Genomic DNA, 21,637 nt, shown 5'->3' with positions numbered 1-21,637 from the left:
AAACCGTTTCACTGGGTGAAACGGTTTTTTTATTGTTAAGCGTATGCTAGAATTATTTCTTAGCAGCATCTTTAGCAGCATCAGCAGCTCCTTTAGCAGCATCAGCAGCACCTTTAGCAGCGTCAGCAGCTCCTTTAGCAGCATCTTTAGCAACTTCAGCACCAGCAGCAGTAGTAGCAGCAGCAGCATCTTTAGTAGCTTCTACAGCAGTAATTGCAGCAGAATCAACAACTTTAGCAGCTGAATCAGAAACTACAGCAGCAGAATCAGCTACAGTAGCAGCAGCAGAATCAGTTGTACCTTCAGTAGCAGTAGCTTCAGTTTTTTTACAAGCAACTAGAGAGATTGCAGCGATAGCAGCTACGAATAATGACTTTTTCATAATAAATTAAATTTAATTTTGTTAATATTGTTTTATAAAATTTTCTTCTGTTCTGTTATTTGAACAAGACAAAGGTAGAGCAGTTAGAAAATTTGTCTATGAAAAATAATTGTAATACCTTTGTAAAATAGTTTTACAAAAAAACATAGCTGATAATCAACAATTTAATTACTTTTTGAAAAATTGACAGATTTAGATCTATTACACTTTGAACAGCTAAAAAAGGAAGTTCAGGGTCAATACTTAAAAGAATATACCCCTTCACAGGATGATATCTCCAAGTGGAAGGGTATAGATATTATATATTTCCAGGAAGACCTGCGGAAAAAAGCAAAAGGTAACATCAGTGAAAAGTCATTTTACACCTATTTTAAAACTTCACCTGTTACTAAATTGCCTAGAATAGATATGCTCAATTTATTGAGTATTTATACAGGTTATGACTCTTGGTATGAATTCAAAAAACAACATCTTTTTGCCGGTGAATTATTACTGGAAAATGAAAATCTGGAGGAAGAAGAAATCAATGAACTAGAAAAAACAGTTTCTTCGGCACCTGAACTTCCAAAAACAGAAATTCAGCCTAAAAAACCGGAAATAAAGACCCCACAAAATACTGATTTACAAAAATCAAATACTGATAATCAAAACGTTACAAAAAACAACATACCAACTAATGAAATTGAAATTTCATCGGTTCCGCCTAAGAAAAATTTCTTCAAAAAAAATGCCTGGGCACTTGTTACTTCCGTTTTGATTACCATTACCGGACTTTTAGGATTTAAGGATGTACTTTTTTCAAAAACTTACAAATATTGTTTCATTGATAAAGACAGAGGAGTTTCCGTTATCAATACATTGGAAATAATGGTGGTGAAAGAAAATGAGTCTCCGTTGATGTATAAAATAAAGCCGGGCGAGTGTTTTTATTATTCTACGAAGGATAAAAATTTAAAAATGCGAATCAGTGCTCCTTTCTACGAGCCTCTGGAGGTAAATCGAAATCTTGAAAATGCTCCGGAAGAAGAAAAAATCGAGCTTAAACCGGATGATTATAAGATGGCCGTTTATTATTTCTCTATAAAAGACATTAAAGGAGGAAATCCTGATGAACAGGTTGCTCTTATTAAGCAGAAAAGAAATCAGCTGGAAAACCTGATCAGTAATAATGCTGTAATCTACCAGGTTTATGACAATGATACGTATGGTATAGAAAGCCTGAATAAGCAGAAATATATCACATTGGTAACCACGCCTACCACTTCTCTGAAAAACCTGAATGTAATAGAAATGAAAAAGGATAACAAAGGTAAGATTGTATCCATCAAATTTAAAATTGCTACCACAGATGAAAAGAATAAGTAATTTTTTAATTTTCACCGTGCTTCTGACATTATTTATTGCCTGTAATAATAAAACCTCAGAGGTAAGCGACCTCGATAAACTACGAAACAGCAACAATGAAAAAAGCTATCCTGCAGTACAAATGGACAGCATGCAGGCAATCAATTCCATTACTAAACAAAAAGTTCAGGAACTTCTGGATCTGTCTACTCTATACCTTAGTGGAAACAGAAATACAGAAATAGACACGGTTATTTACTCACAGATGGAAAGCTATTTCCATAAACCGGATTCTCTGACTTTTAAAAGATTATTGAAGGAACTGGACAGCCTTAAAGCAAAATCAGCAAAAGTCAGCAACCTGAATGTGTATAAAGAATTCTATAAAAAGGACACTTTAGACTACGCCAAGTTCAATGTTGAGTACTTTGACAATAAAAACAAGTCTTTGGGAAGCTTTGAAAAGAATGCACAATACATTCTGCTTTCAACGTCCAAGCTTAAAAAAGAATTTAAGTTTTACTTTTTAGATTTTTATTCCAAACCGCTTAAGAATGACAGTACTTTAGTAGGAGTAACCAAATAGTCCAGGGGAATATCATTTTCCCAGACATCATCCACATATTCATCGGGGTCAAAATAATTGACTCCGATTTTTTTGGTCTCAGCGGACACATTTTGAAACAATCCGTCATAAAACCCTTTGCCATATCCTACCCTATTTCCTTTTTTGTCACAATACAACAAAGGCGTAATCACATAATCAAATGCATTCTCACCGGAATCTTCATTGGAAACAGGCTCAGAAATCCCCCAACTATTGGTCTCAAAGACCGTTTCTTCAAAAACTTCTATATTAATAAGCTGATCACCTACAATTTTAGGCACATAAACACGGATATTATGAGCCAGAAAATAGCGTATGAAGATTTGGGTATCAATTTCCTTTCTTACCGGAATTGGGACAAAAACATGTACTTTTTCCGATTCTTTTGGATTGAAATAATGAATGAAATTTTCAAAAATATTCTCTGATAACAAGAAAGCCTCATCAGGAGACAAGGCTTTTCTTTTTTGAGTGTATTTTTTTCTAAGCTCAGCTTTTAGCATAATTATTAAGTTATTTGAACTGAAATAATTTGTACCTGACAAGCTTTTGCAGCTTTATCGCTTATTCCGGATTATGCGTTTTGCACAATTCTGTACAGTTTATCAGATAAACGAACTCTAAATGGAAGTTCGAAGGTAATCTGATCTCCAATTTTTGCTGTTTCACAAGGCCCTCCGTTCGCATAGATTTCAGTAATAGTAACTTCCTGCTCCCCAGTTGTAGGACCGGAAATTAATACTTTATCTCCAACTGACAAGTCTTTATGTTCAATTAAGAACTGTGCAATTTTTGATTTTGAGAAATAATGCTCTGCCTTTCCAATCAGTTCTTTTTTAACCGCAATCTTTTGACGGATATTTTTTGTTTCAGCTTTCGCTAAAGGTTTATCAGTTAAATCCCCTGAATTTTTGAATTTCAAGGCATCAGATTTTCCTTTTCTGAATACTTTATTCCCAACCTGCAGTCCTTTTCTTAATTTTAGCTGCTCGTCCCAAGGTAAATGTACCGTATCCAGACATTCTGTAGAACAGCAGTTTTCCATGGCTGCTTTACAATCATCACACTGGATAAACAATAGGTGGCAAGCATCATTCGCACAGTTGGTATGATTATCACAAGGTTTTCCACACTGGTGGCACTGGGCAATGATATCATCAGTAATCCTTTCTCCCAAACGGTGGTCAAATACAAAATTTTTACCGATAAACTTACTTTCTATTCCTTCTTCTTTGATCTGGCGGGTATATTCAATAATTCCGCCTTCTAATTGATAAACATTTTTAAACCCTTGATGTTTGAAGTAAGCACTGGCTTTTTCACAACGGATTCCTCCGGTACAGTACATCAACAGGTTTTTATCTTCTTTAAAATCCTGTAACTGCTCATTGATAATTGGTAAACTTTCTCTGAAGTTTTCCACATCCGGAGTAATAGCTCCTTCAAAATGTCCTACTTCACTTTCGTAGTGATTTCTGAAGTCTACTACGATAGTATTGGGATCTTCAAGGAGATTGTTGAATTCCTGAGCTTTTAAGTGAATACCTTTGTTGGTAACATCAAAAGTCTCGTCATTCAAACCGTCAGCAACAATTTTGTTTCTGACTTTTATGGTTAATTTTAAAAAAGAGTAATTGTCCTGGTCTACCGCTACGTTCAAACGGATTCCCTTCATGAAGTCATACACTTCCAGCGTATCTCGAAAAGCCTCAAACTGGTCTGCAGGAACACTCATCTGAGCATTGATTCCTTCTGTTGCAACATAAATACGGCCAAGGGCGTCAAGGGCATTCCAGGCTATAAATAATTCGTCGCGAAATTTTTTGGGGTCTTCGATTTTGGCATACGCATAGAAAGACAAAGTAAGACGGTCTTTACCGGCTTCATCAATAAGTTGAGCTCTTTCTTCTGCGCTTAAGGTGTTATACAGTTGCATGCTATAAACGTTTTAAGTGAGAATAAAATTTTTGCAAAGATAAGAATTTTAGAATTAAGTATATTGATGACAGAAATCACGAGTTGTGAACAATCAGTGATCAGAAGTAAACAATTTGTAATAAAAGAGTAAAAAATCCAGCATATTTTAACCAACATTCTGTCATATTTTCTTTAATTTTTTTTTAAGTTTTGTTAACTCTGGCATTAACAATTATGACATAAGACACAAATTGATATAATAGCCGTTAAATTTTAGTTAAAATTGAAACATAGCATACTAATTGCTTACTTATTTAACATTAAATTTGTTTACTCAAAAACATAAAAAAGAAATTAATTAATAAACAAGAAAGATATACAATGAAGAGTACTTTAAAAAAACTATTACCATTTGCAGTAGTTGGAGTCATTTCCGGAGCTACTACCGTTGGAGGTTTACAATATTTCGGACACAAATCCAACAATGGAGATCAATCTTATTTTACAACCGCTGCACCTAATACTTCATTCGCAGGAATGAATACGGGCGCTGTAGGTGATGATTTTGTAAAAGCAGCGAAAACAACTGTTCCCGCTGTAGTTACCATTAAGAATTACCAAAGCAGAACAGCAAGCAGGGCTTCAGAGCAGGACTTGTTCGACTTTTTCTTTGGAGATCCTTTCGGAGGAAGAGGCCAGCAAAGACAGAAGCAACAGCAGGCTCCTGAAAATATGCCATCAGGAATGGGTTCCGGTGTAATCATCTCTCCGGACGGTTATATCATTTCAAACAATCACGTTGTAGCAGGTGCTAATAAGCTGGAAGTAGTGTTGAGCAACAAGAAATCATATATTGCAACATTGGTGGGAACAGACCCTAATACGGATATCTCTTTATTAAAGATTGAAGAAAAAGGTCTTCCTTATTTAAATTTTGCAAACTCAGACAATATTGATGTAGGACAATGGGTACTGGCAGTAGGAAACCCATTGGGACTAAACTCTACCGTAACCGCTGGTATTGTTTCTGCTAAAGGAAGAGGTATCGGAATTCTGGGAAGCCAGGGTAAAGCAACGAATCCTATTGAAAGTTTCATTCAAACCGATGCAGCCATTAATCCAGGTAACTCAGGAGGAGCTTTGGTGAATACGAATGGGGAACTTATCGGGATCAACTCTGCGATTCAGTCTACTACAGGATATTACCAGGGATACGGATTTGCTGTTCCTGCTAATCTGGCACGAAAAATTGTTGAGGATATCAAGAAATTCGGAATTGTACAGAGAGGATTCCTTGGAGTTCAGTCTTTAGATCTTTCAAATGATCAATTGGTAACTTCTTACAACAAGCAGTTCAAAACAAATCTGAAAGTAGGTTCCGGAATTTATGTTACAGGATTTGGTGAAAACAGTGGCGCTGAAGATGCAGGACTTAAAAAAGGAGATGTAATCACTAAAGTAGACAACTACGACATCACGGATTTTGCTGACCTTTCTATGTCTATCGGAAGCAAACGTCCTGGTGATAAAGTACAGGTAACGTATTCTAGAAATGGTAAAGAAGGAACTACTTCTGTAACGCTTAGAGACCAGAAAGGAGGAACTTCTACAAGAACGAAAGCCGACCTTAGTGTGACTGAAAAAATCGGAGCTGAATTTGATCCTCTTACAGAGCGTTTCAAAACAGAATACGGACTGAACAGTGGTGTTGTAGCAAAAAATGTATCTGAAGGCAGCGAAATGGCTAAAATCGGAATCGTTGACAACTACATCATCATTGAAGTAAATGGCAAACCAGTAAATTCACAGAAAGATGTAGAAAAGACTCTTGAGAAATACCAGGGGAATGTACAGGTGAAATTTGTGGATGACTACGGAAGAATTTATACGAAAGGATTTAAAATGCCTTAATCAGAACACAAATTGGTTTTCATATCAACAAAAAAACGCTGCAGAAATCTGCAGCGTTTTTTATATTTTATTTAGGCTTATTCATTTTTTCAGAAATTACTTTCTTCCTGTTCCGCTCATAAATCACTTCTACAATCTTACCTCCAATCCAGGAAAACGGAAAGAATGTAAGGAAAATAGAGATCTTATAAAATGTGGGATGATAAGGAAAAATAATAACATCCAGCATTGCGATAAAGAGCATAATAAATCCGATCAGAATAGCATAGGCTACTTTAGCATATTTTACAATAATAGCTGTTGCGACTCCTCCAATTGTAGTTCCCAGACCGGAAATAAACAACAGGAAGCCGAAAAATGCCTTGTCATCTTTCATGCTGAAAAGAAACCTTTGCCAGTGCTCAAACGGAGCAAAAGCCTCAAAAGTTACCCATTGCGGAAACACCCTTATACCAAGAGTAATAATAAGTCCTGCAATACCAAGACCTACCAGAACCGCAATTGTATTTCTTATAAAATTCATTAATCCTGATGTGCAATCATAGAAATTTCGATATCCACATTTTTAGGCAGGCAAGAAACCTGTACGGTTTCACGGGCCGGGTAGCTTTCTGAATCTAAGTAAGAAGCATAGATATCATTCATTACAGCAAAATCATCCATACTCTTAAGGAAGATGGTAGCTTTTACAACATTTTTAAAAGTCATACCAGCTTCAGTAAGGATCGCTTCAAGGTTTTTCATTACCTGGTGCGTTTCTTTTTCAATTCCTTCTACCAATTTACCAGTTGCAGGATCTACAGGAATCTGTCCGGAGATATATAAAACTCCATTTGCCATATTAGCTTGTGAATAAGGTCCGATAGCTGCAGGTGCATTAACTGTGTTGATTATTTGTTTCATATGTGGATATTATTTTTTCTAAAGTTATAGGCAGTCACATCTACGGTATTCATTAAAAAGAAAATCTCGTTAGCAGTGACTTCATTAGAATTTATTTTGCTTGCAAATATAAAATTTATATTCTCAAATGCCAATCTGATATTAGAAAGGTGCATTAGGCTGGGTAAAGCTTCTGTCTTTGTACTTCAATGCATCACTTAAGATATTGGCTTTGATCCCGATAAAGAAGTCATATACTTTATACTGTCCGAAAGGAACCCAGTTGAAATTGATGGTAAAACTTCGCTGATCTCTTGAAAAACCAATTCTTGTATACGCCAATTCTTTAGTCACCATATCATAATGCGTACTTCCGTTGATATTCCAGTAAGGGGTAAGTTTAATACTACCATCCAAACCTAAAGATGCAATTTTATTACCAAACCTGCTTAATCCTTTTGAGTAGGCATAATTGGCACTAATATTCAAAGTCCATGCCTGATCAAAGTGAGCATAATGATCATCATCAAAATAATAATTTTCATTTCTGACTTCTCCTTTCGACGAATACTTTTTAGCATAATCTTTCTTCTCTCCAAAAATTTCGCTGCTTAAAGGATAAGACAACTGAACGTTGAATCCCTGTACACTGAAATGCCCGAACTGTTCTGTTCTTATTCCTGTATCCTGTCCTGATGAGAAGTCAATTTTATAAGGTTCCAGTGCCAGACTGGTATTTACCGTAAGTTTATTGTTGAAAAAAGAAGACTGTCCATTGATTGAAAATACAGACCAAGGATGGTCTTTAGCGGCAAAGTTGTAGCTTCCTGCAAAGTTTAAAGATTCAAAAATCTTGATTTTTTTCACTCCTGTAGAATCACTCTTAGACTTTACTTTCATCTCAATATTGTTACCGATATTGAAACCTAAAGCTCCCTGCATACCACTTGACGGACTTGAGATGATCCCTTTTTCAAAAATAGAATAAGGGGTTAGTGCTCCGTTGGCATTGTAATAATTCTTGTAATATCCGAAGTTAGGACTTGAAAAGTCCGGTGAATAAGTAAAGCTCACACTCGGAGTCATCATATGTCTCACCGCTTCCACTGTAGATCCTTTTTTGAATTTCATCATTCCGAAAAGCGTTGTCTGAAGACTTGCAGAAGTAGAGAAGGTAGAATATCCTGTAAAGTTTTTATTAATCTCGTCAACGGTTACATTTTTTACGGGATCATAATATCTGTTCAGCGTTTTTGTTGTCAAAGCGTTATCAATATTCGCACTTAAACTGAAAGTGAAATATTTCGCCAATGTTGTATTGGTTGCTAAAGCGATGTTATTTTTAAGCCCTGTCTGCATCTTATCCCACATTTCTTTTTTAAACAGCTCATTTTCCTGAGTGTTTACGAAATTGGTAAGGTTGAATCCGGTATTTACTGTAATATTTTCAAGAAGTCCCTGTCTGATTCCTGTTCTTGATTTAAACAGATAAAACTGGTTGATGGCTACGTTCATTTGCGGAAGACGAAGGTCTGCCAATCCCGTTGCAAAGTTTTGAGAATAAGAAGCCGTTCCTGTAATCGTCATCGGAAGTTTCAGGAATCTCTTGGTAAGGGTTACCGTAGAGTTCTGCTGGGTATTCAATACATTCTGGTTGAAAATGTAGTTGTTATTAAGCGGATTGTTATAGAACTTGGTACTTACAATATCTACTGAAGCACTGAATGTAAGGAAAGGATTAGCTTTAGAATCCTGAGAATGCGTCCAGTTTATTCTGTAGGTACTGTTTTTGGTATAATCATCCAGTCCTTTAATTCCTCTTACCATGGTACCGATATCTGCCGTAAAGTTTCCGGAGTAACGGTATTTCTTCTGATAGTTCATCTGAGGACGTAAATTCCAGCTTCCTTTTGTATAGATATCAGCTAAAACTTTAAGATCGAAGTGTTCTCCAATGGGTTGGTAATATCCTATTCCATTCAGGAAGAAACCTACATCTTCCCTTTCCCCGAAACTCGGGATCAGGATACCCGCTGCTCTTTTATCCGAGAACGGCAAAATGGCAAAAGGAAGATAAAGCGGCGTAGGAACCTGCTCAATAAACATTTGAATAGGACCTGTAACGATCTGGGATTTATTCTTGGTTTTAATCAGCTTAATATTATAAGCTCTCATAAAATAATCCGCTGCCGTATCTTTTTTCTTAATGAAATAATCATCCGTTGTATAATCCGCTTTTCTCATCGCGAATACGGAATCATTATATTTTTTTGTTTTCTGAGCTATAATTACCCCTTCACTTTCTTCTGTTCTTGCATTGAAAGCAATGGCCTGTTTCGTTTTTGTATTATAGCTGAATTCGTTGGTTTCGTATTTTTTTCCTGCCTGCGTGGTAATTACAGGTTCAATAATCTTCCCTAAAGAATCCTGTTTTCCTCTGGCATAGATCAGACTTTTATTATCATCAATAGAGATGTAGTCTGCATCAATCTGCATATCCTGATATTTTACCTGAGCATTTTTATTCAGGAATGTCATTTTTTTCGGGACATCTCTTCTCTGATCATCCGCTTTGGTACGAAGAACATCATTTAAAGATTCTTTTTTTACAACTATGGTATCCTTTTTGGAAATAGTATCATTAACCGCATTTTTAGGCAATTTTTCAGGAGTTTTCTGTGCTAAAAAATTGTTAAAAATTAGGATAATTAAAATTTGTAATATATTTTTGAAGACGGTTTTGGCCAATTTTATACTATATAATTAAGGCTCAAAATTAATATAATTTTTATAACTGTAAGATGTACAAACAAAATTTTAAAATAATTTTATCATTTCTCCTTATCCTTACCAGCAACTTTATTTTCTCCCAAAAGAAGTTTACTATCGTTCTGGATGCGGGTCACGGAGGAAGTGATCATGGAGCCAACAGGACTTATTCTGACATTGGAAGAGTCGCAGAAAAAGACATTACACTTGCCATTACGTTAAAAGTAGGGGCAATGTTAGAGAAAAACAGAGACTTCAAAGTAATATATACCCGAAAAATTGACGAATATCCTTCTCTGTCGGACAGAACCAATCTGGCCAACAGGAGCAAGGCAGATCTTTTTGTATCTATTCACTGTAATTCTTCTCAAAGACCTACAGCATATGGTACTGAAACATATGTACAGGGACCTAACCAGAATAATGAAAACCTGGAGGTTGCTAAAAGAGAAAATGATGTGATCTTTCTGGATGAAAAAGATAAGCAGACATTCGGATCGTATAATCCGGATTCACCAGAATCATTAATTGCCCTGAAGCTTCAACAAAGTAAATATTTGGAATCAAGTCTTCTTTTGGGAGGATTGGTAGAAGATAACTTTGTGAATAAAGATAAAAGATCTTCAAGAGGTGTATTCCAGAAGAACCTTCACGTTCTCCGTATGAATGCCATGCCTTCTGTTCTGATAGAAACGGGGTTCATCAATCATCCTGAGGAAAGCCACTACATTGCATCAGACAAAGGACAGAGTGAAATTGCGGAAAGTATCTACAATGCTATTATTGATTATAAAAAAGCTATTGACAGAAAATCCGGAGGTTCTATTGCTGTCAGAAAACCTGAACCTGAAAAGCCGGCAGAAGTTCCTTTGAAAAATGATTTCAGAATTCTCTTAATGAGTTCACCTACTAAATACAATGAAAATGATCCAGCACTGAAAGGACTGAACTATATTCTTACCCTTAAGGAAAACGGACAATATAAGTACTATTACGCTGTAACCAATATGGCTTCCGTGAAAGACATCAATCTTAAAACGGCCAAGGATGCAGGCTTCAGAAATGCTTTTGCGGTAGGATTTATGCCTAACCAGAGAATCAGCATGGGATATTATACGATAGAAGTATATTCCGGTGATAAGCTGAATGGTAATTCTTATATCCTTCAGAATTTAAAAGATGTGGAGCGAAATAAGGACAGTGGTATATTTTATTACACGTATGGAAAAGTATACACCTTAGAAGATGCTGTAAAACTTCAAAAAGAACTTGAAGCTAAAGGTGTCAAAAATACTGTGATACAGAAAGTCTACAAATAATTTAAAAAAATAATTTTGAAGTTAAAAAGTTAATGATTACTTTTGCAACCTCAAAATTTGGCCTATTCGTCTAGTGGTCAGGACTCAAGATTTTCATTCTTGCAACAGGGGTTCGATTCCCCTATAGGCTACAACTTATAAACCTTTAGCTGATCAGTTAAAGGTTTTTTTATGGGCTCTTATGTTCTTATTTTTAAAATTTTAACAGCTTGGAGTGCCTTTCAAATTTGTCATTATATTATTAATGAAAAGGGAATGGATTTTTAGCATGCTGACACTCTGATAATTACTGTCATTATATTAAAAAGAAGTTTACTTTTATTTGAAAAAAGCATTCAGCCTATGTTATATGTTACAAAAGCATTATATTTGCAAAAATTTTAGCCATAGTTGGTCACCCAAATATGGTCACACTGATGAAAAATATTATTGATAAATCATTGTTTGTAGTTTTCTACAGGCTATCAAATTTTATATCATGCCGGATTTAAAAATACAAGAAGCTAAATTGCTTTTTAAGAAAATCCACTCTAACCCAAAAAGTTATGATTTACAAATCAATGAAGGCGGGATTACAGGCAGAGATGATAAAATCAGTTTCAGACTTTACAGGACTGGAGAAAGGGTTGCTTTTGAAGTAACAATTGACGAACTTACTTTCACCAACACCACTGGAGAATGGAATAATGCACTGATCATGCTAGGAAATACGATCAAAAAATTAGAAAAAGAACAAGAAAATTTAAAAATAGAACAAGCAATAAATAAACTTAGAAAGTACCTTTCAGAAGAAAATTAAAATTTTTGAAAATAAATTTGGTAGTTTAAAAAAAAGTTTATAGTTTTGCACTCACATTTAAACGATATGGCAAATCATAAATCAGCACTAAAAAGAATCAGACAAAACGAAACTAGAAGACTTCGTAACAGATATTACCACAAGACTGCTAGAACAGCTTTAAAAGCTTTAAGAAATGAAGAGAACAAAGCTGCTGCTACAGAACAATTGCCAAAAGTTATCGCTTTATTGGATAAATTAGCTAAGAAAAATATTATCCACAAAAACAAAGCAGCTAACTTGAAAAGCAAATTAACAAAGCACGTTAACAAATTAGCGTAATAATATAGCTGGCCCGTTCGTCTATCGGTTAGGACCTCAGATTTTCATTCTGGTAAGAGGGGTTCGATTCCCCTACGGGCTACTTACATCTTATAAAACCACTGTAATAACGGTGGTTTTATAAAGATCACAGTAGAAAAAGCTATAACAAAATACATCTAACCGGCCCGTTCGTCTATCGGTTAGGACCTCAGATTTTCATTCTGGTAAGAGGGGTTCGATTCCCCTACGGGCTACAATAAGAGTTGATACTTATAAAAACAAAAACTAACACATTACTTCGGTAATGGAAGATAGAGGGCCCGTTCGTCTATCGGTTAGGACCTCAGATTTTCATTCTGGTAAGAGGGGTTCGATTCCCCTACGGGCTACAAAAGGACTTTTTAGAAAGTCCTTTTTTTGTTTCTATACATGACATTCCGGTACTTCTTTTCCAAAAACACCAACGTTTTAAGCATTCTCACCAATTGATTATACGGATTACTACCGGATAAAACAATCTTTTTCCTGAATAGCGCTCCCCATTTACTAAACTGTTTATACTCTACTCTACAGTCATATTAAATTTCATTAAAAATATCACCAATAATGGAAATATTGCTTTCTCATTATTCCACTAATCCTTAAATTTGAATAAAACTATTCATTTTAAAATATATAACATGAAATTCAATTTACTTTCGGGGAATCCATTCTCTTTCAAAGCCGGGCTGATGGCTTTATTTCTATTTTCAGCCAGCACAATGTCTTTTGCACAAGACAGAATTTACGCCCATGCCCAAAGCTCGGGTGTATTCGGAGTAGCCTGCCTGGGATGTCGTATAGACAATCCACTTAATGCTGTAGGATATGACGAAGATGATTATTCAACAATGGTATTGGGAACAGCTCTATTGGGAGGAATTCAGCAGACACTGATTTTCCCTGACCTAAGATCAGACACAAGGCTGGTTGTAGGAATCGGCACAGACAATATTCCTTTATCTGTGCAACTATTAAGCGGAGTAACTCTTGAAACAATGAACGGAGGAACTTCTAATGACGACCGCAGAACCATTGATGTCAGCCTTCTTAAACTGGGAGCCACGCCGAACAGAGGTACTGTAGAATTTAAACCAACAAAACCTTATGACGGCATAAGAATAGGCTTAACAGGAGGAGTACTAAGTCTTGGTGGCGGATTCAGAATTTATTATGCTTATCAGGATCCATTGGCAAACATTTTGGCCCACAGCTTAAACGGACAGGTAACTCTTGGAGGAAACGTAGCTTTGGAAGGCTCTGAGGTTACTCTATATAATACATCAGGAAAAGAAGTGTTCCGTTCTACATTGAAATCAAATACTTTTGAATCCAGACAATCAGAAGGTATTTATATCATGAATGTAAAAACTAAAGAAGGGAAAACATACTCTAGAAAAATTTTAATCAAATAATTCAATAAGCGATAAAATAAATACGGCAGTCTTTTTAGGTCTGCCGTATTTTTTGTCTTCATTTTCAGAGAAATACAAAAACATATATCATTAAATAAAAACAAATTCACAACCATAAATATCAACAAATCATTAACAAATCACAGAAATATGAAATAAAATAAGCAACATAATCATTTTATTTATAAATTTACAAAAAGCTAAAACCCAAAATTTTCCAACATATGAAAACTTATTTATTACTTAGCCAGCGCACGATGAAAGCTGCAGTTTTGGCATCATTCCTATTTTTAACAAGCACAATGTCTTTTGCACAGATTGTAAAAACCTATGCAAGCAGCCAGACCAATCAGGTACTTGGAGTATGCTTAGGCTGTGGTGTATTGAATCCTGAAAACGCTTTAGGAAGTAACGAAAGTGATTACTCCACCATTCAGGTTTCAGTAGGTCTTTTGGCAAGAACAGAACAGACATTGATCTTCCCAACAACCAATATCGCGAACAACACCAATAAACTTGTGGTTGGAATTGGTTCCAATGGGACTCCATTATCTGCTCAGGTATTGGGAGGTGTAACTATTGAAACATTTAACGGAGATGTTACCAACAACGACTACCAAAGTCTTACCAATACTCTGATCAACCTTGGAGCCGGAGATCCGAGCAAAGCTGAAATTGAACTTAACATGAACATTCCTTTTGACCGCATCAAAATCAATGTGAATTCAGGGTTATTGAATATTGGCGGTGAGCTTAGAGTATACTATGCTTATCAGTACAAAGATCCATTCATCAATTTCATGGCTCACAGCCAGAACGGGCAATTCACTCTTGACAAAAATGTTTCTGCTGAAGGTTCAGAGGTTACTCTAACGAATACATCAGGAAAAGAAGTATTCCGTTCTAAGCTGACATCAAATACATTTGAAACAAAACAGCCACAAGGAGTATACATCATGAATATTACCACTAAAGAGGGAAAAACATATTCTAAAAAAGTGATCGTTAAATAAAAAAATACATAACAAATCGAACCCGGCAAGCTTTTCAAGCTTGCCGGGTTTTTTATATCCAATCTAGAATCATATCCGGTTCATAATGATGGTGAATGATAAATAAAAACCCCTGATCAGTTTTGATCAGGGGTTTTATTAACAAGATTACGAACTAAAATACTATTAGTTTTTGATTACTTTTTGCTGATATACAGCTTTATCTGTCACGGCTTTCAAAATATAAATACCTTTTGGAAGTGAACTTACATTGATCTGTCCGTTATTCAGTTGTGTATTCACTATTCTGCCTGAAGCATCATACATAGAAACATTCTGAATTTTCTCCTGAGTTTTAATCATAAGAATATCAGTTACAGGATTCGGATAAATACTGAATTCCAGTTTTTTCACCTCAGCTGTAGCTAAAGTTGATGTGGTACTGTTTACCGTAATTGTCTTTTCTACCAGCTTACCATTTGAGTTAAAGCTGATCACGATATCAGATGTTCCCGAAACAAGCGGCGTCAGAACCAATTCATCACTATTATTGATAGCAGCTGAAACGACTGTTGGATTACTGTTTGATTTTATAGTTTTTACCACAGATACCGCCATGTTATCCGCATCAGAAACTATTGATTTCAGATCAACGGTTGTGGTATTCCCAACTGTAATCTGTGAAGGTAAAACATTGCTTACAACAGGAACGGAATTGTTGGTAAATACTGTCAATGCAGGGAACCAATAATAATCGTTCAGTGTTTTTGTATTGATAAGAGCTCCGGTCATATCATAGGTATGAATCCAGTTTTTCTGATAATGAGCTCCATATCCGCTTTCCGTTGTATTCAGAACCAGTTCTCCGGTAACAGGATTTACACGAAGCGCCGCACCGTAAGGGATTTGCTTAAACTGTCCCGTCTGTCCCGGAATTGCAGCAAAATTTTCGTTAAATGTTTTCGTAGTAACATCGAATCTTACAATCTGTGTTCCTGAACTCCAGCTGCTGATTGAATTGATCCAATATAAAGCATTTTCTTTATTACTTGCTGAAAATTTACCTGCATTCCATGCTCCCCAGTCACCGATATATTTTGTTGTTGGGATATTGTAAACCTGTGTTGCAAAAGTAGTAGGATTGATGCTGATCAGCTTCTGATCCTGAATTCCCCATATACTTCCGTCTTTAGCCTGAGCAACTGAGTAAAAACCTCCGGCAATAGTACTCACTACGGTATCTGTATTAGGATTTATAACTAAAATCCCTACTCCTTGTTTCACCGCAAATACATATTGTGAAGTACGGATCATATTTCCGATCTGTCCTGTTCCACCCGTTCCGGTAATTAAAGAACCTACCTGTAAATTATCGATATTGAAAGTAACAATTCCTGTAGAAGTACCGATATATCCTTTATGTTCGTTTACTCCTACAAATGATCTTCCGTCACCTCCTCCGATATTGTTGAATCCGGCAATTTTCTGCATGGTCTGTGCATTGGCTACAACCAGTCTGCCACCCGGAGTATATTGAGTATCTCCTCCATCAGCGGCCTGCTTTGATATGAAATAGAATTTATCTCCGTAGATTGTTCCGTATTGTGTAGTGGCACCGAAAGCCTGATTATTATTTGCATTGCTGTACACACGGTAGTTGATCTGTCCGTTATTATCAATGAAGTTCACAGAACCATTAGTATGACCAAACCATTCTTCGTTCACCATGAAATATCCATTGGTAAAGTTATTGGAAGCTACATAAGGAGAAACCGGAGTGATGGTAGAAGAAATAGGAGTTTCATTAAATCCTACATTAAAATTCCAAACATCCCATGAACCGTTTTCCAAAACACGTGAAGAGGCTCCCACACTAGAATATCCAAAATCGGCATCCGCAGGGTTCTTTACCCAATATGCCCAGTATCCGTTCACGGTCCAGCCTGACTGCCAGTGATCATTAGCAGCATCTACAATCGTATAGCTGTCAAAATCATAAGCTGTAGTATTCACAAAGCCATTCACCGGATATAGTGGATAAGTGGCATTTCCGCTTTTGATCAGTGCATTGGTATTCTGCCCATTCAGGTCAAACCCTATTCCTCCAACAGCGGATCCAAACTGCGTTCCCTGATAAAGCAGTGTATATAATCTGTGGTCTGCTTTAGCAATAGCTTTCAGCATATCTTCACCTGTAGCATTTCCGTTCCATTTGAATCCCCAAACCATAGCATCAGGGTTTTTGCCATCGTTCCACTGTACTACAAAAGCAGCCTGGTTGGTGCCTGATCCTACCCAATACTGAATATCAGAAAAACTGATTGTAGTGGTATTAAGCTTACTGATCCCTGAAATATCATTTCTGGGTACACCCTGAACTTTTATCTGTGCATTTGATAAGCATGCAAACAGAAAAAGCATCATAAAAAGATAAAACTTTTTCATTTTTTATTAATTTAAATAGATTGTATTATTGACTTATTATTTGAAGTGTAAATCGTAGGCTCCCGCCACTTCTGTGGAAACTTCTCCCAGCCAGCCAGCTTCCTGATTAACTCCTGTGTATATTTTCATAAAATCGACTCCCGGAAGTTTCACATATTTTCCGCTTCTGTCTACCGCCCAGGAAATATCAATATTGGAGGCATCATCAGTATTCGGAGCATTATCCGCATATCCGAATTCATATGATTTTCCTACCCAATAGGATCCGTCCCCGCTCTGATCGAAGAAGTTATTCGCCAGTCTGGTTCCCGAAAAACTGTAAGAAGGATCTGTAAACCATAAAGGATAATAGCTTTGTGCATGAAACGTATTTTTTGTTTTAAATCCCTGATTTCCCAGATTATCATTCCACTTGATATATTCTACATCAGTCTGCCAGAATTCGGTCCCGGGTACAGGAACTTTATTTTCATTAGGCTTATGGTACGTTATGCTATAATCTTTTACGGTTGTATTTTTGAAATATTCGCTGCCTGCAATTTCGTACCACTCATCATTATCGGGTTTCCCATTTTTATTTTTGTCGTAGGCTACCATAATAATTCCAGGCTCACAAGATCCTGAACGCTGATCATTAGCATCATTTCCAAAGAATGCATTTCCAAGCACTTTAAAATCTCTTCCATTCAGATTGGGGATTGTATGATCAAAACCGAAAACGACATAACCGCCATATCCTCCAAGGCTGATCATCGTAGAATTCCCTCCCACCAATGATTCATTTGCTTTCTGAAGCATATTCGCAGCTGTATTTCCAGGTATATATTCCGGAATTTCATTCATGAACTGTCCTACAGCAGGGCGGAACTCTAATACTTTGGAAATATATTTACTATAAGGTGTTTTTTCTTTGGTAACGATTATTTTAGAATGATAAATCTGCTCCTTCCCTTTATTGTTGATCTTCAAAGTCAGAGGGTACACATCTGCGTCCGGACTGATAAATTCAAGTTCTGAATTTTGAGAAATGATAGAATCATTAATGCTCCATGTAACCGATCCTGATGCATGGGTAGGAATACTCAAAACTTTAAAACGCTCAATGGAATAGGAATCATCAAGACCGTTAAATGTAAATTCATCTTCATCATCATGTTTACAGGCTATCACTCCTACGAGGACAACTGATAAAAATCCGATTTTTAAATAGGTAAAGGTATTTCTGTTCATTTCTTAAAGTTTGATTATTTGTATAAAAAAGCAAAGTGGGCAGGAATATTACCTCCCTCCGTTTTCCACTTAAAGTGTCCGTTTTTATCAAAGCAATACACAAATCCCATGGATACATAATTTCTGGCATCTGTGATGTAGATATCTTCTGTGATGGGGTTTACTGCTATGCCGTAAGGTGTTTTAATGGCGGTTTCGTATTCTTTGTCAAAAATTTTGTTGGCAATAATCTCTTCTGTTTTCACATCAATGATTCCAAATGTTTTTTTATAACTGTGGGTATTGTAGTTGAATTCATTTCCGTAGAAATAGAGTTTATCATTAACGATTGTCATTTCACTGACTGAGAGGTGGAAATCTTTTTTAACAGTTCCTGTAGCTGCATCAATTAAATAAAGGCTTGAAGGAACGTTATAATAATCTCCTCTTGAGCTTACATACAGATCACCATAATTGTCCTTTTTAATGTGATGAAGATTGATGGCAACCTCTATTTTTTTAATTTCCGTAAAAGTGCTCAGGTCAATTACAGAAACCGTATTGTCATAATCGGGAGCTTTGTATCCTCCGGAATTGGCAACAAATAACTTATTGCCTACAATTTCCATTTCTTCCGGCTGATATCCCACCACCACCTCACGTTGAATAGAAAGAGAAGTGGTATCAATCTCCACTACTTTTCCTTTTGGTGCTTTGGGATTAATGGCTACAGGTCCGGCATAGCTGCTCGCATAAGCTTTCCCGTCTTTGAAGGCCAGATATCTGCAGTTTTGCAGGGGAATGGAAGTAATACGTTTAGCGGTTTTAGCATCCAGCACTTCAATTTTATTAGAAACATTCACAATGATATAGAGTTTACTTCCATAGACTTTGATATCATTTCCTACATCTCCCAGCTCTTTTACCACATTCGGATTGATTTCAGCATAGATATTCCGGTAGTAGGTTCCTTTGGTGTAATCAAAAAAATCCAGCGTACATTTATTGCTTCCCATATTCCCTTCATTCAGCATGTAAAAACCTTTTATTGCTGTATTTTCTGAAGGAAGTCCTTCTACCACTTCCTGACGGACAATAATATCATCTGTACGGCATGAAGTAAGAAAAGCTAATACCAGAAATAAAAAATAAAAGTTTAGTTTTCTCATAAGGTGAAGTTTAGAATAAGTTTAAAATTTCTTCCAGGCATCGGATAATTGATGACAACATCATAATATTGATTGAAAATATTATTCATTTCAAGGCTCACTTTAAATTGGTGATTCGCCCAATTGAATTTTTTCTGAACAGACAGATCGTGAGTATACCAGGGCTGTACATAATTGTATTGAATATTGTCCTGATTCACATCATATCTTTCTCCTACATACATTGCACTGTAATTGAAACTCCAGTCTTTATAATCTGCCATCAAACTGAATGATCCGCTATGCCATGGGGTATAAGGAATCTGATTACGATAAAAGGTGTCTTCCGGATCACTTATATCTCTTGCGCTTTGATATGTGTAAGAGAGCAATGGTCTTAGCTTTACCTTTCCTAATTGCATTTCAGTCTGAATATTTACATCCGCTCCAATGATTTCAACCATTCCAAGATTCATCATCAGCCAGCGGAACATACTTCCGTTAGGGGCCGCTACAATTTTATCCTGTACTTTGTTGTAGTAACCATCTACTTTAGCATAAAAGGTTTTAAAGAAATGGTTGGTATAATTCTTCTGATAAGTAAATCCTACGTCATACTGATTGGTAAATTCCGGTTTCAGATAAGTATTTCCGATATTGGTATAATATAAATCATTGAAAGTGGGAAGTCGGAAAATTCGTTTATAGAAAGCTCTAAGCGTAAGTTCAGGAATAATCTCAGGCTGATAACTCATAAATACGGCAGGTGTCCATTCTCTGCTGTCTCCCGGTCTTTTGTTTTTTCTTACTTCTTCAAACGTAAAAGTTCCTAAAAGGCTTCCCAGAATTTTGAACCTGTTCCACTGATAGGTTGTTGCCAATGCCACCAATGTTGTGTAGCGCGTAGGGTAAGAAAAGTTATCCAGATTAGCATCAAGATTATTGTATTGAAAATCTCCGCTCAGACTCACATCCCAATTGGGTGTGATAGAATAGATATTGGATGAGGAAAGATAGAGCTCTCTTTGGATATAGGTATTATCGGTATGAATAATAGACTGCGAACGAACCGTATCCATGAAATGAGTATAATCGTAGGCGAATTTTGCTTTCAGCTGTGTTTCAAATTTTGGGAACAGTTTTTTTCTCAGATTGGCCTGTACAAAATAATTTTCGTCAGAAAGTCTCGCTCCTCTTCCACCAAAACGGCCGTTGACGATAGGTGCCGGCATCCCACGGTTTGAAATATAACCGTAGCCACGGATATTCCAGCTTCCGTTATTTAGACTGCCGTTGATAGACGTTTCAAAACGTTTTGCCCTGATATCTGAATCCTGTCTCTTTGCGATGGTATCATAAGCCTGCTGGCCATCGGGATATTTTTTAGCATAACGAAATCTATAAATCCCGTCACTCTGCATGAATTCTCCACTGAAACTGGCAGAAACTCTGTCTGATATTTTTTGTTCCAAACGGAATGACGGATTGAAAAGATCAATGGAAGCACTTTTTGCTCTTATAACGAGATTGGTTTTTCTTGTTCCTTTAAATACAGGTGTTTTGGGCTGCAGATAGATCGATCCCGAAGAGCCAAAATCTTTTGCAGGTTGGAAAATTTCACTTTTCTGCCCATTATACAACGATATTTCTTCCAGATCGTCTAAAGAATATCTTCCCAGATCCACCAGTCCGTTTTGGGCATTTCCCAATTGAATTCCATCATAGAAAACACCAACATGCTGGCTTCCCATACTGCGGATATTAATGGTTTTCAAACCACCTAACCCTCCATAATCTTTGATCTGAACTCCGGAAAAATACCGCAAAGCATCTGCCACTGAATGGCTGTTCAGTCTTTCCAGCTGCTCACCCTGCAGGGTTTGTGCCGGAATAATTTCTTTAAAATTCTTTTTATAAAGGCTGATCGCCTTGATGGATTCTTCCTTCAGAGTGTCATTTTTCTTTTTTTGAGAATATAAAAGTTGAGATGTGATCACCAGTATTGTGAAAACAGCTTTATGAATTGCAGAAGTAGTTTGTTTTGCCGCCATTAGCTCATTTAGGATAATGAAGACGCTAATGGATATAAGAAAGCAACGACAAAGCACAGCTGTCACTGCACAGAATCATTGATGTCCTAAGCTTTATTCCACGAA

18 protein-coding genes and 4 tRNA genes are annotated in these 21,637 nt (G+C 36.4%); 12 read left to right on the top strand and 10 right to left on the bottom strand.

Features of this window, described 5'->3' with window-relative positions; all coding sequences use genetic code 11:
• Positions 1-52: 52 nt before the first annotated feature.
• Entirely contained in the window at positions 53-382 is a 330-nt protein-coding gene (locus ACWPWS_RS23780; protein ID WP_454048137.1) for a hypothetical protein, read from the bottom strand.
• 183 nt (positions 383-565) lie between these two features.
• Between ACWPWS_RS23780 and ACWPWS_RS23775 the strand changes: the two genes are divergently transcribed.
• The gene (locus ACWPWS_RS23775; RefSeq protein WP_454048136.1) at positions 566-1,747 is read left to right on the top strand and encodes a hypothetical protein; all 1,182 of its coding nucleotides are present in this window, start codon (positions 566-568) and stop codon (positions 1,745-1,747) included.
• Positions 1,731-2,312: a hypothetical protein gene (locus ACWPWS_RS23770; protein WP_105683303.1), complete on the top strand. Its 582-nt coding sequence runs from the start codon at positions 1,731-1,733 to the stop codon at positions 2,310-2,312. Before ACWPWS_RS23775 ends, ACWPWS_RS23770 begins: the two co-directional genes overlap by 17 nt.
• Here the strand turns inward: ACWPWS_RS23770 and ACWPWS_RS23765 are convergent.
• Together ACWPWS_RS23765 and trhO are read right to left on the bottom strand one after the other, a co-directional pair.
• Positions 2,261-2,836, bottom strand: a complete 576-nt coding sequence (locus ACWPWS_RS23765; protein ID WP_454048135.1) for a 5-formyltetrahydrofolate cyclo-ligase — start codon at positions 2,834-2,836, stop codon at positions 2,261-2,263. The two genes, ACWPWS_RS23770 and ACWPWS_RS23765, sit on opposite strands and share 52 nt — an antisense overlap.
• Before the next feature lie 71 nt (positions 2,837-2,907).
• On the bottom strand, positions 2,908-4,269 hold the full coding sequence (gene trhO / locus ACWPWS_RS23760; protein ID WP_209786188.1) for an oxygen-dependent tRNA uridine(34) hydroxylase TrhO: 1,362 nt from the start codon (positions 4,267-4,269) through the stop codon (positions 2,908-2,910).
• Positions 4,270-4,631: 362 nt separating this feature from the next.
• Here trhO and ACWPWS_RS23755 point away from each other — a divergent pair, with 362 nt between their 5' ends.
• Positions 4,632-6,161, top strand: coding sequence for a trypsin-like peptidase domain-containing protein (locus ACWPWS_RS23755; RefSeq protein ID WP_454048134.1), 1,530 nt, complete (start codon positions 4,632-4,634; stop codon positions 6,159-6,161).
• A gap of 67 nt (positions 6,162-6,228) precedes the next feature.
• Here ACWPWS_RS23755 and ACWPWS_RS23750 read toward each other — a convergent pair whose 3' ends face one another.
• The 3 genes from ACWPWS_RS23750 to ACWPWS_RS23740 form a co-directional block, all read right to left on the bottom strand.
• Positions 6,229-6,684 (bottom strand): hypothetical protein, encoded by a 456-nt coding sequence (locus ACWPWS_RS23750; RefSeq protein WP_454048133.1) that lies wholly within the window; start codon positions 6,682-6,684, stop codon positions 6,229-6,231.
• Complete coding sequence (locus ACWPWS_RS23745) at positions 6,684-7,064, bottom strand: RidA family protein (RefSeq protein WP_034694591.1); 381 nt, start codon at positions 7,062-7,064, stop codon at positions 6,684-6,686. The genes ACWPWS_RS23750 and ACWPWS_RS23745 overlap by 1 nt, the downstream gene beginning before the upstream one ends.
• Before the next feature lie 141 nt (positions 7,065-7,205).
• Complete coding sequence (locus tag ACWPWS_RS23740) at positions 7,206-9,791, bottom strand: putative LPS assembly protein LptD (protein WP_454048132.1); 2,586 nt, start codon at positions 9,789-9,791, stop codon at positions 7,206-7,208.
• 53 nt (positions 9,792-9,844) lie between these two features.
• Between ACWPWS_RS23740 and ACWPWS_RS23735 the strand changes: the two genes are divergently transcribed.
• The 9 genes from ACWPWS_RS23735 to ACWPWS_RS23695 all read left to right on the top strand — a co-directional run bounded on the left by ACWPWS_RS23735 (position 9,845) and on the right by ACWPWS_RS23695 (position 14,700).
• The gene (locus ACWPWS_RS23735; RefSeq protein WP_454048131.1) at positions 9,845-11,131 is read left to right on the top strand and encodes an N-acetylmuramoyl-L-alanine amidase family protein; all 1,287 of its coding nucleotides are present in this window, start codon (positions 9,845-9,847) and stop codon (positions 11,129-11,131) included.
• 59 nt (positions 11,132-11,190) lie between these two features.
• Positions 11,191-11,262, top strand: a tRNA-Glu gene (locus ACWPWS_RS23730).
• 347 nt (positions 11,263-11,609) lie between these two features.
• Positions 11,610-11,930, top strand: coding sequence for a hypothetical protein (locus ACWPWS_RS23725; RefSeq protein WP_105683297.1), 321 nt, complete (start codon positions 11,610-11,612; stop codon positions 11,928-11,930).
• A gap of 66 nt (positions 11,931-11,996) precedes the next feature.
• Positions 11,997-12,251 carry a 30S ribosomal protein S20 gene (rpsT, locus tag ACWPWS_RS23720; protein ID WP_002983073.1) on the top strand — a complete coding sequence of 85 codons (255 nt, stop codon included), beginning with the start codon at positions 11,997-11,999 and terminating at the stop codon, positions 12,249-12,251.
• Between the two features lie 10 nt (positions 12,252-12,261).
• Positions 12,262-12,333, top strand: a tRNA-Glu gene (locus ACWPWS_RS23715).
• Between the two features lie 82 nt (positions 12,334-12,415).
• Positions 12,416-12,487: transfer RNA gene (locus ACWPWS_RS23710), tRNA-Glu, on the top strand.
• Positions 12,488-12,550: 63 nt separating this feature from the next.
• A tRNA-Glu gene (locus ACWPWS_RS23705) sits at positions 12,551-12,622 on the top strand.
• A gap of 291 nt (positions 12,623-12,913) precedes the next feature.
• Positions 12,914-13,687, top strand: coding sequence for a T9SS type A sorting domain-containing protein (locus tag ACWPWS_RS23700; protein ID WP_454048130.1), 774 nt, complete (start codon positions 12,914-12,916; stop codon positions 13,685-13,687).
• Between the two features lie 224 nt (positions 13,688-13,911).
• Positions 13,912-14,700, top strand: coding sequence for a T9SS type A sorting domain-containing protein (locus ACWPWS_RS23695; protein ID WP_454048129.1), 789 nt, complete (start codon positions 13,912-13,914; stop codon positions 14,698-14,700).
• 165 nt (positions 14,701-14,865) lie between these two features.
• On the opposite strand, the gene ACWPWS_RS23690 is transcribed toward ACWPWS_RS23695, so the two are convergent.
• From ACWPWS_RS23690 to ACWPWS_RS23675, 4 genes are read right to left on the bottom strand one after another with little or no spacing between them, the layout of a single operon-like run.
• Positions 14,866-17,124 (bottom strand): DUF5074 domain-containing protein, encoded by a 2,259-nt coding sequence (locus ACWPWS_RS23690; RefSeq protein ID WP_454048128.1) that lies wholly within the window; start codon positions 17,122-17,124, stop codon positions 14,866-14,868.
• Positions 17,125-17,160: 36 nt separating this feature from the next.
• Positions 17,161-18,354 carry a cell surface protein gene (locus tag ACWPWS_RS23685; protein WP_454048127.1) on the bottom strand — a complete coding sequence of 398 codons (1,194 nt, stop codon included), beginning with the start codon at positions 18,352-18,354 and terminating at the stop codon, positions 17,161-17,163.
• Between the two features lie 14 nt (positions 18,355-18,368).
• Entirely contained in the window at positions 18,369-19,502 is a 1,134-nt protein-coding gene (locus ACWPWS_RS23680) for a YncE family protein (RefSeq protein ID WP_454048126.1), read from the bottom strand.
• Complete coding sequence (locus ACWPWS_RS23675; RefSeq protein ID WP_454048125.1) at positions 19,499-21,532, bottom strand: TonB-dependent receptor plug domain-containing protein; 2,034 nt, start codon at positions 21,530-21,532, stop codon at positions 19,499-19,501. The genes ACWPWS_RS23680 and ACWPWS_RS23675 overlap by 4 nt, the downstream gene beginning before the upstream one ends.
• Positions 21,533-21,637: the final 105 nt, after the last annotated feature.

This window comes from Chryseobacterium sp. Marseille-Q8038, assembly GCF_965111995.1.
The sequence above is the reverse complement of the archived record's forward strand: the minus strand, read 5'-3'. Positions and strand labels throughout refer to the sequence as shown.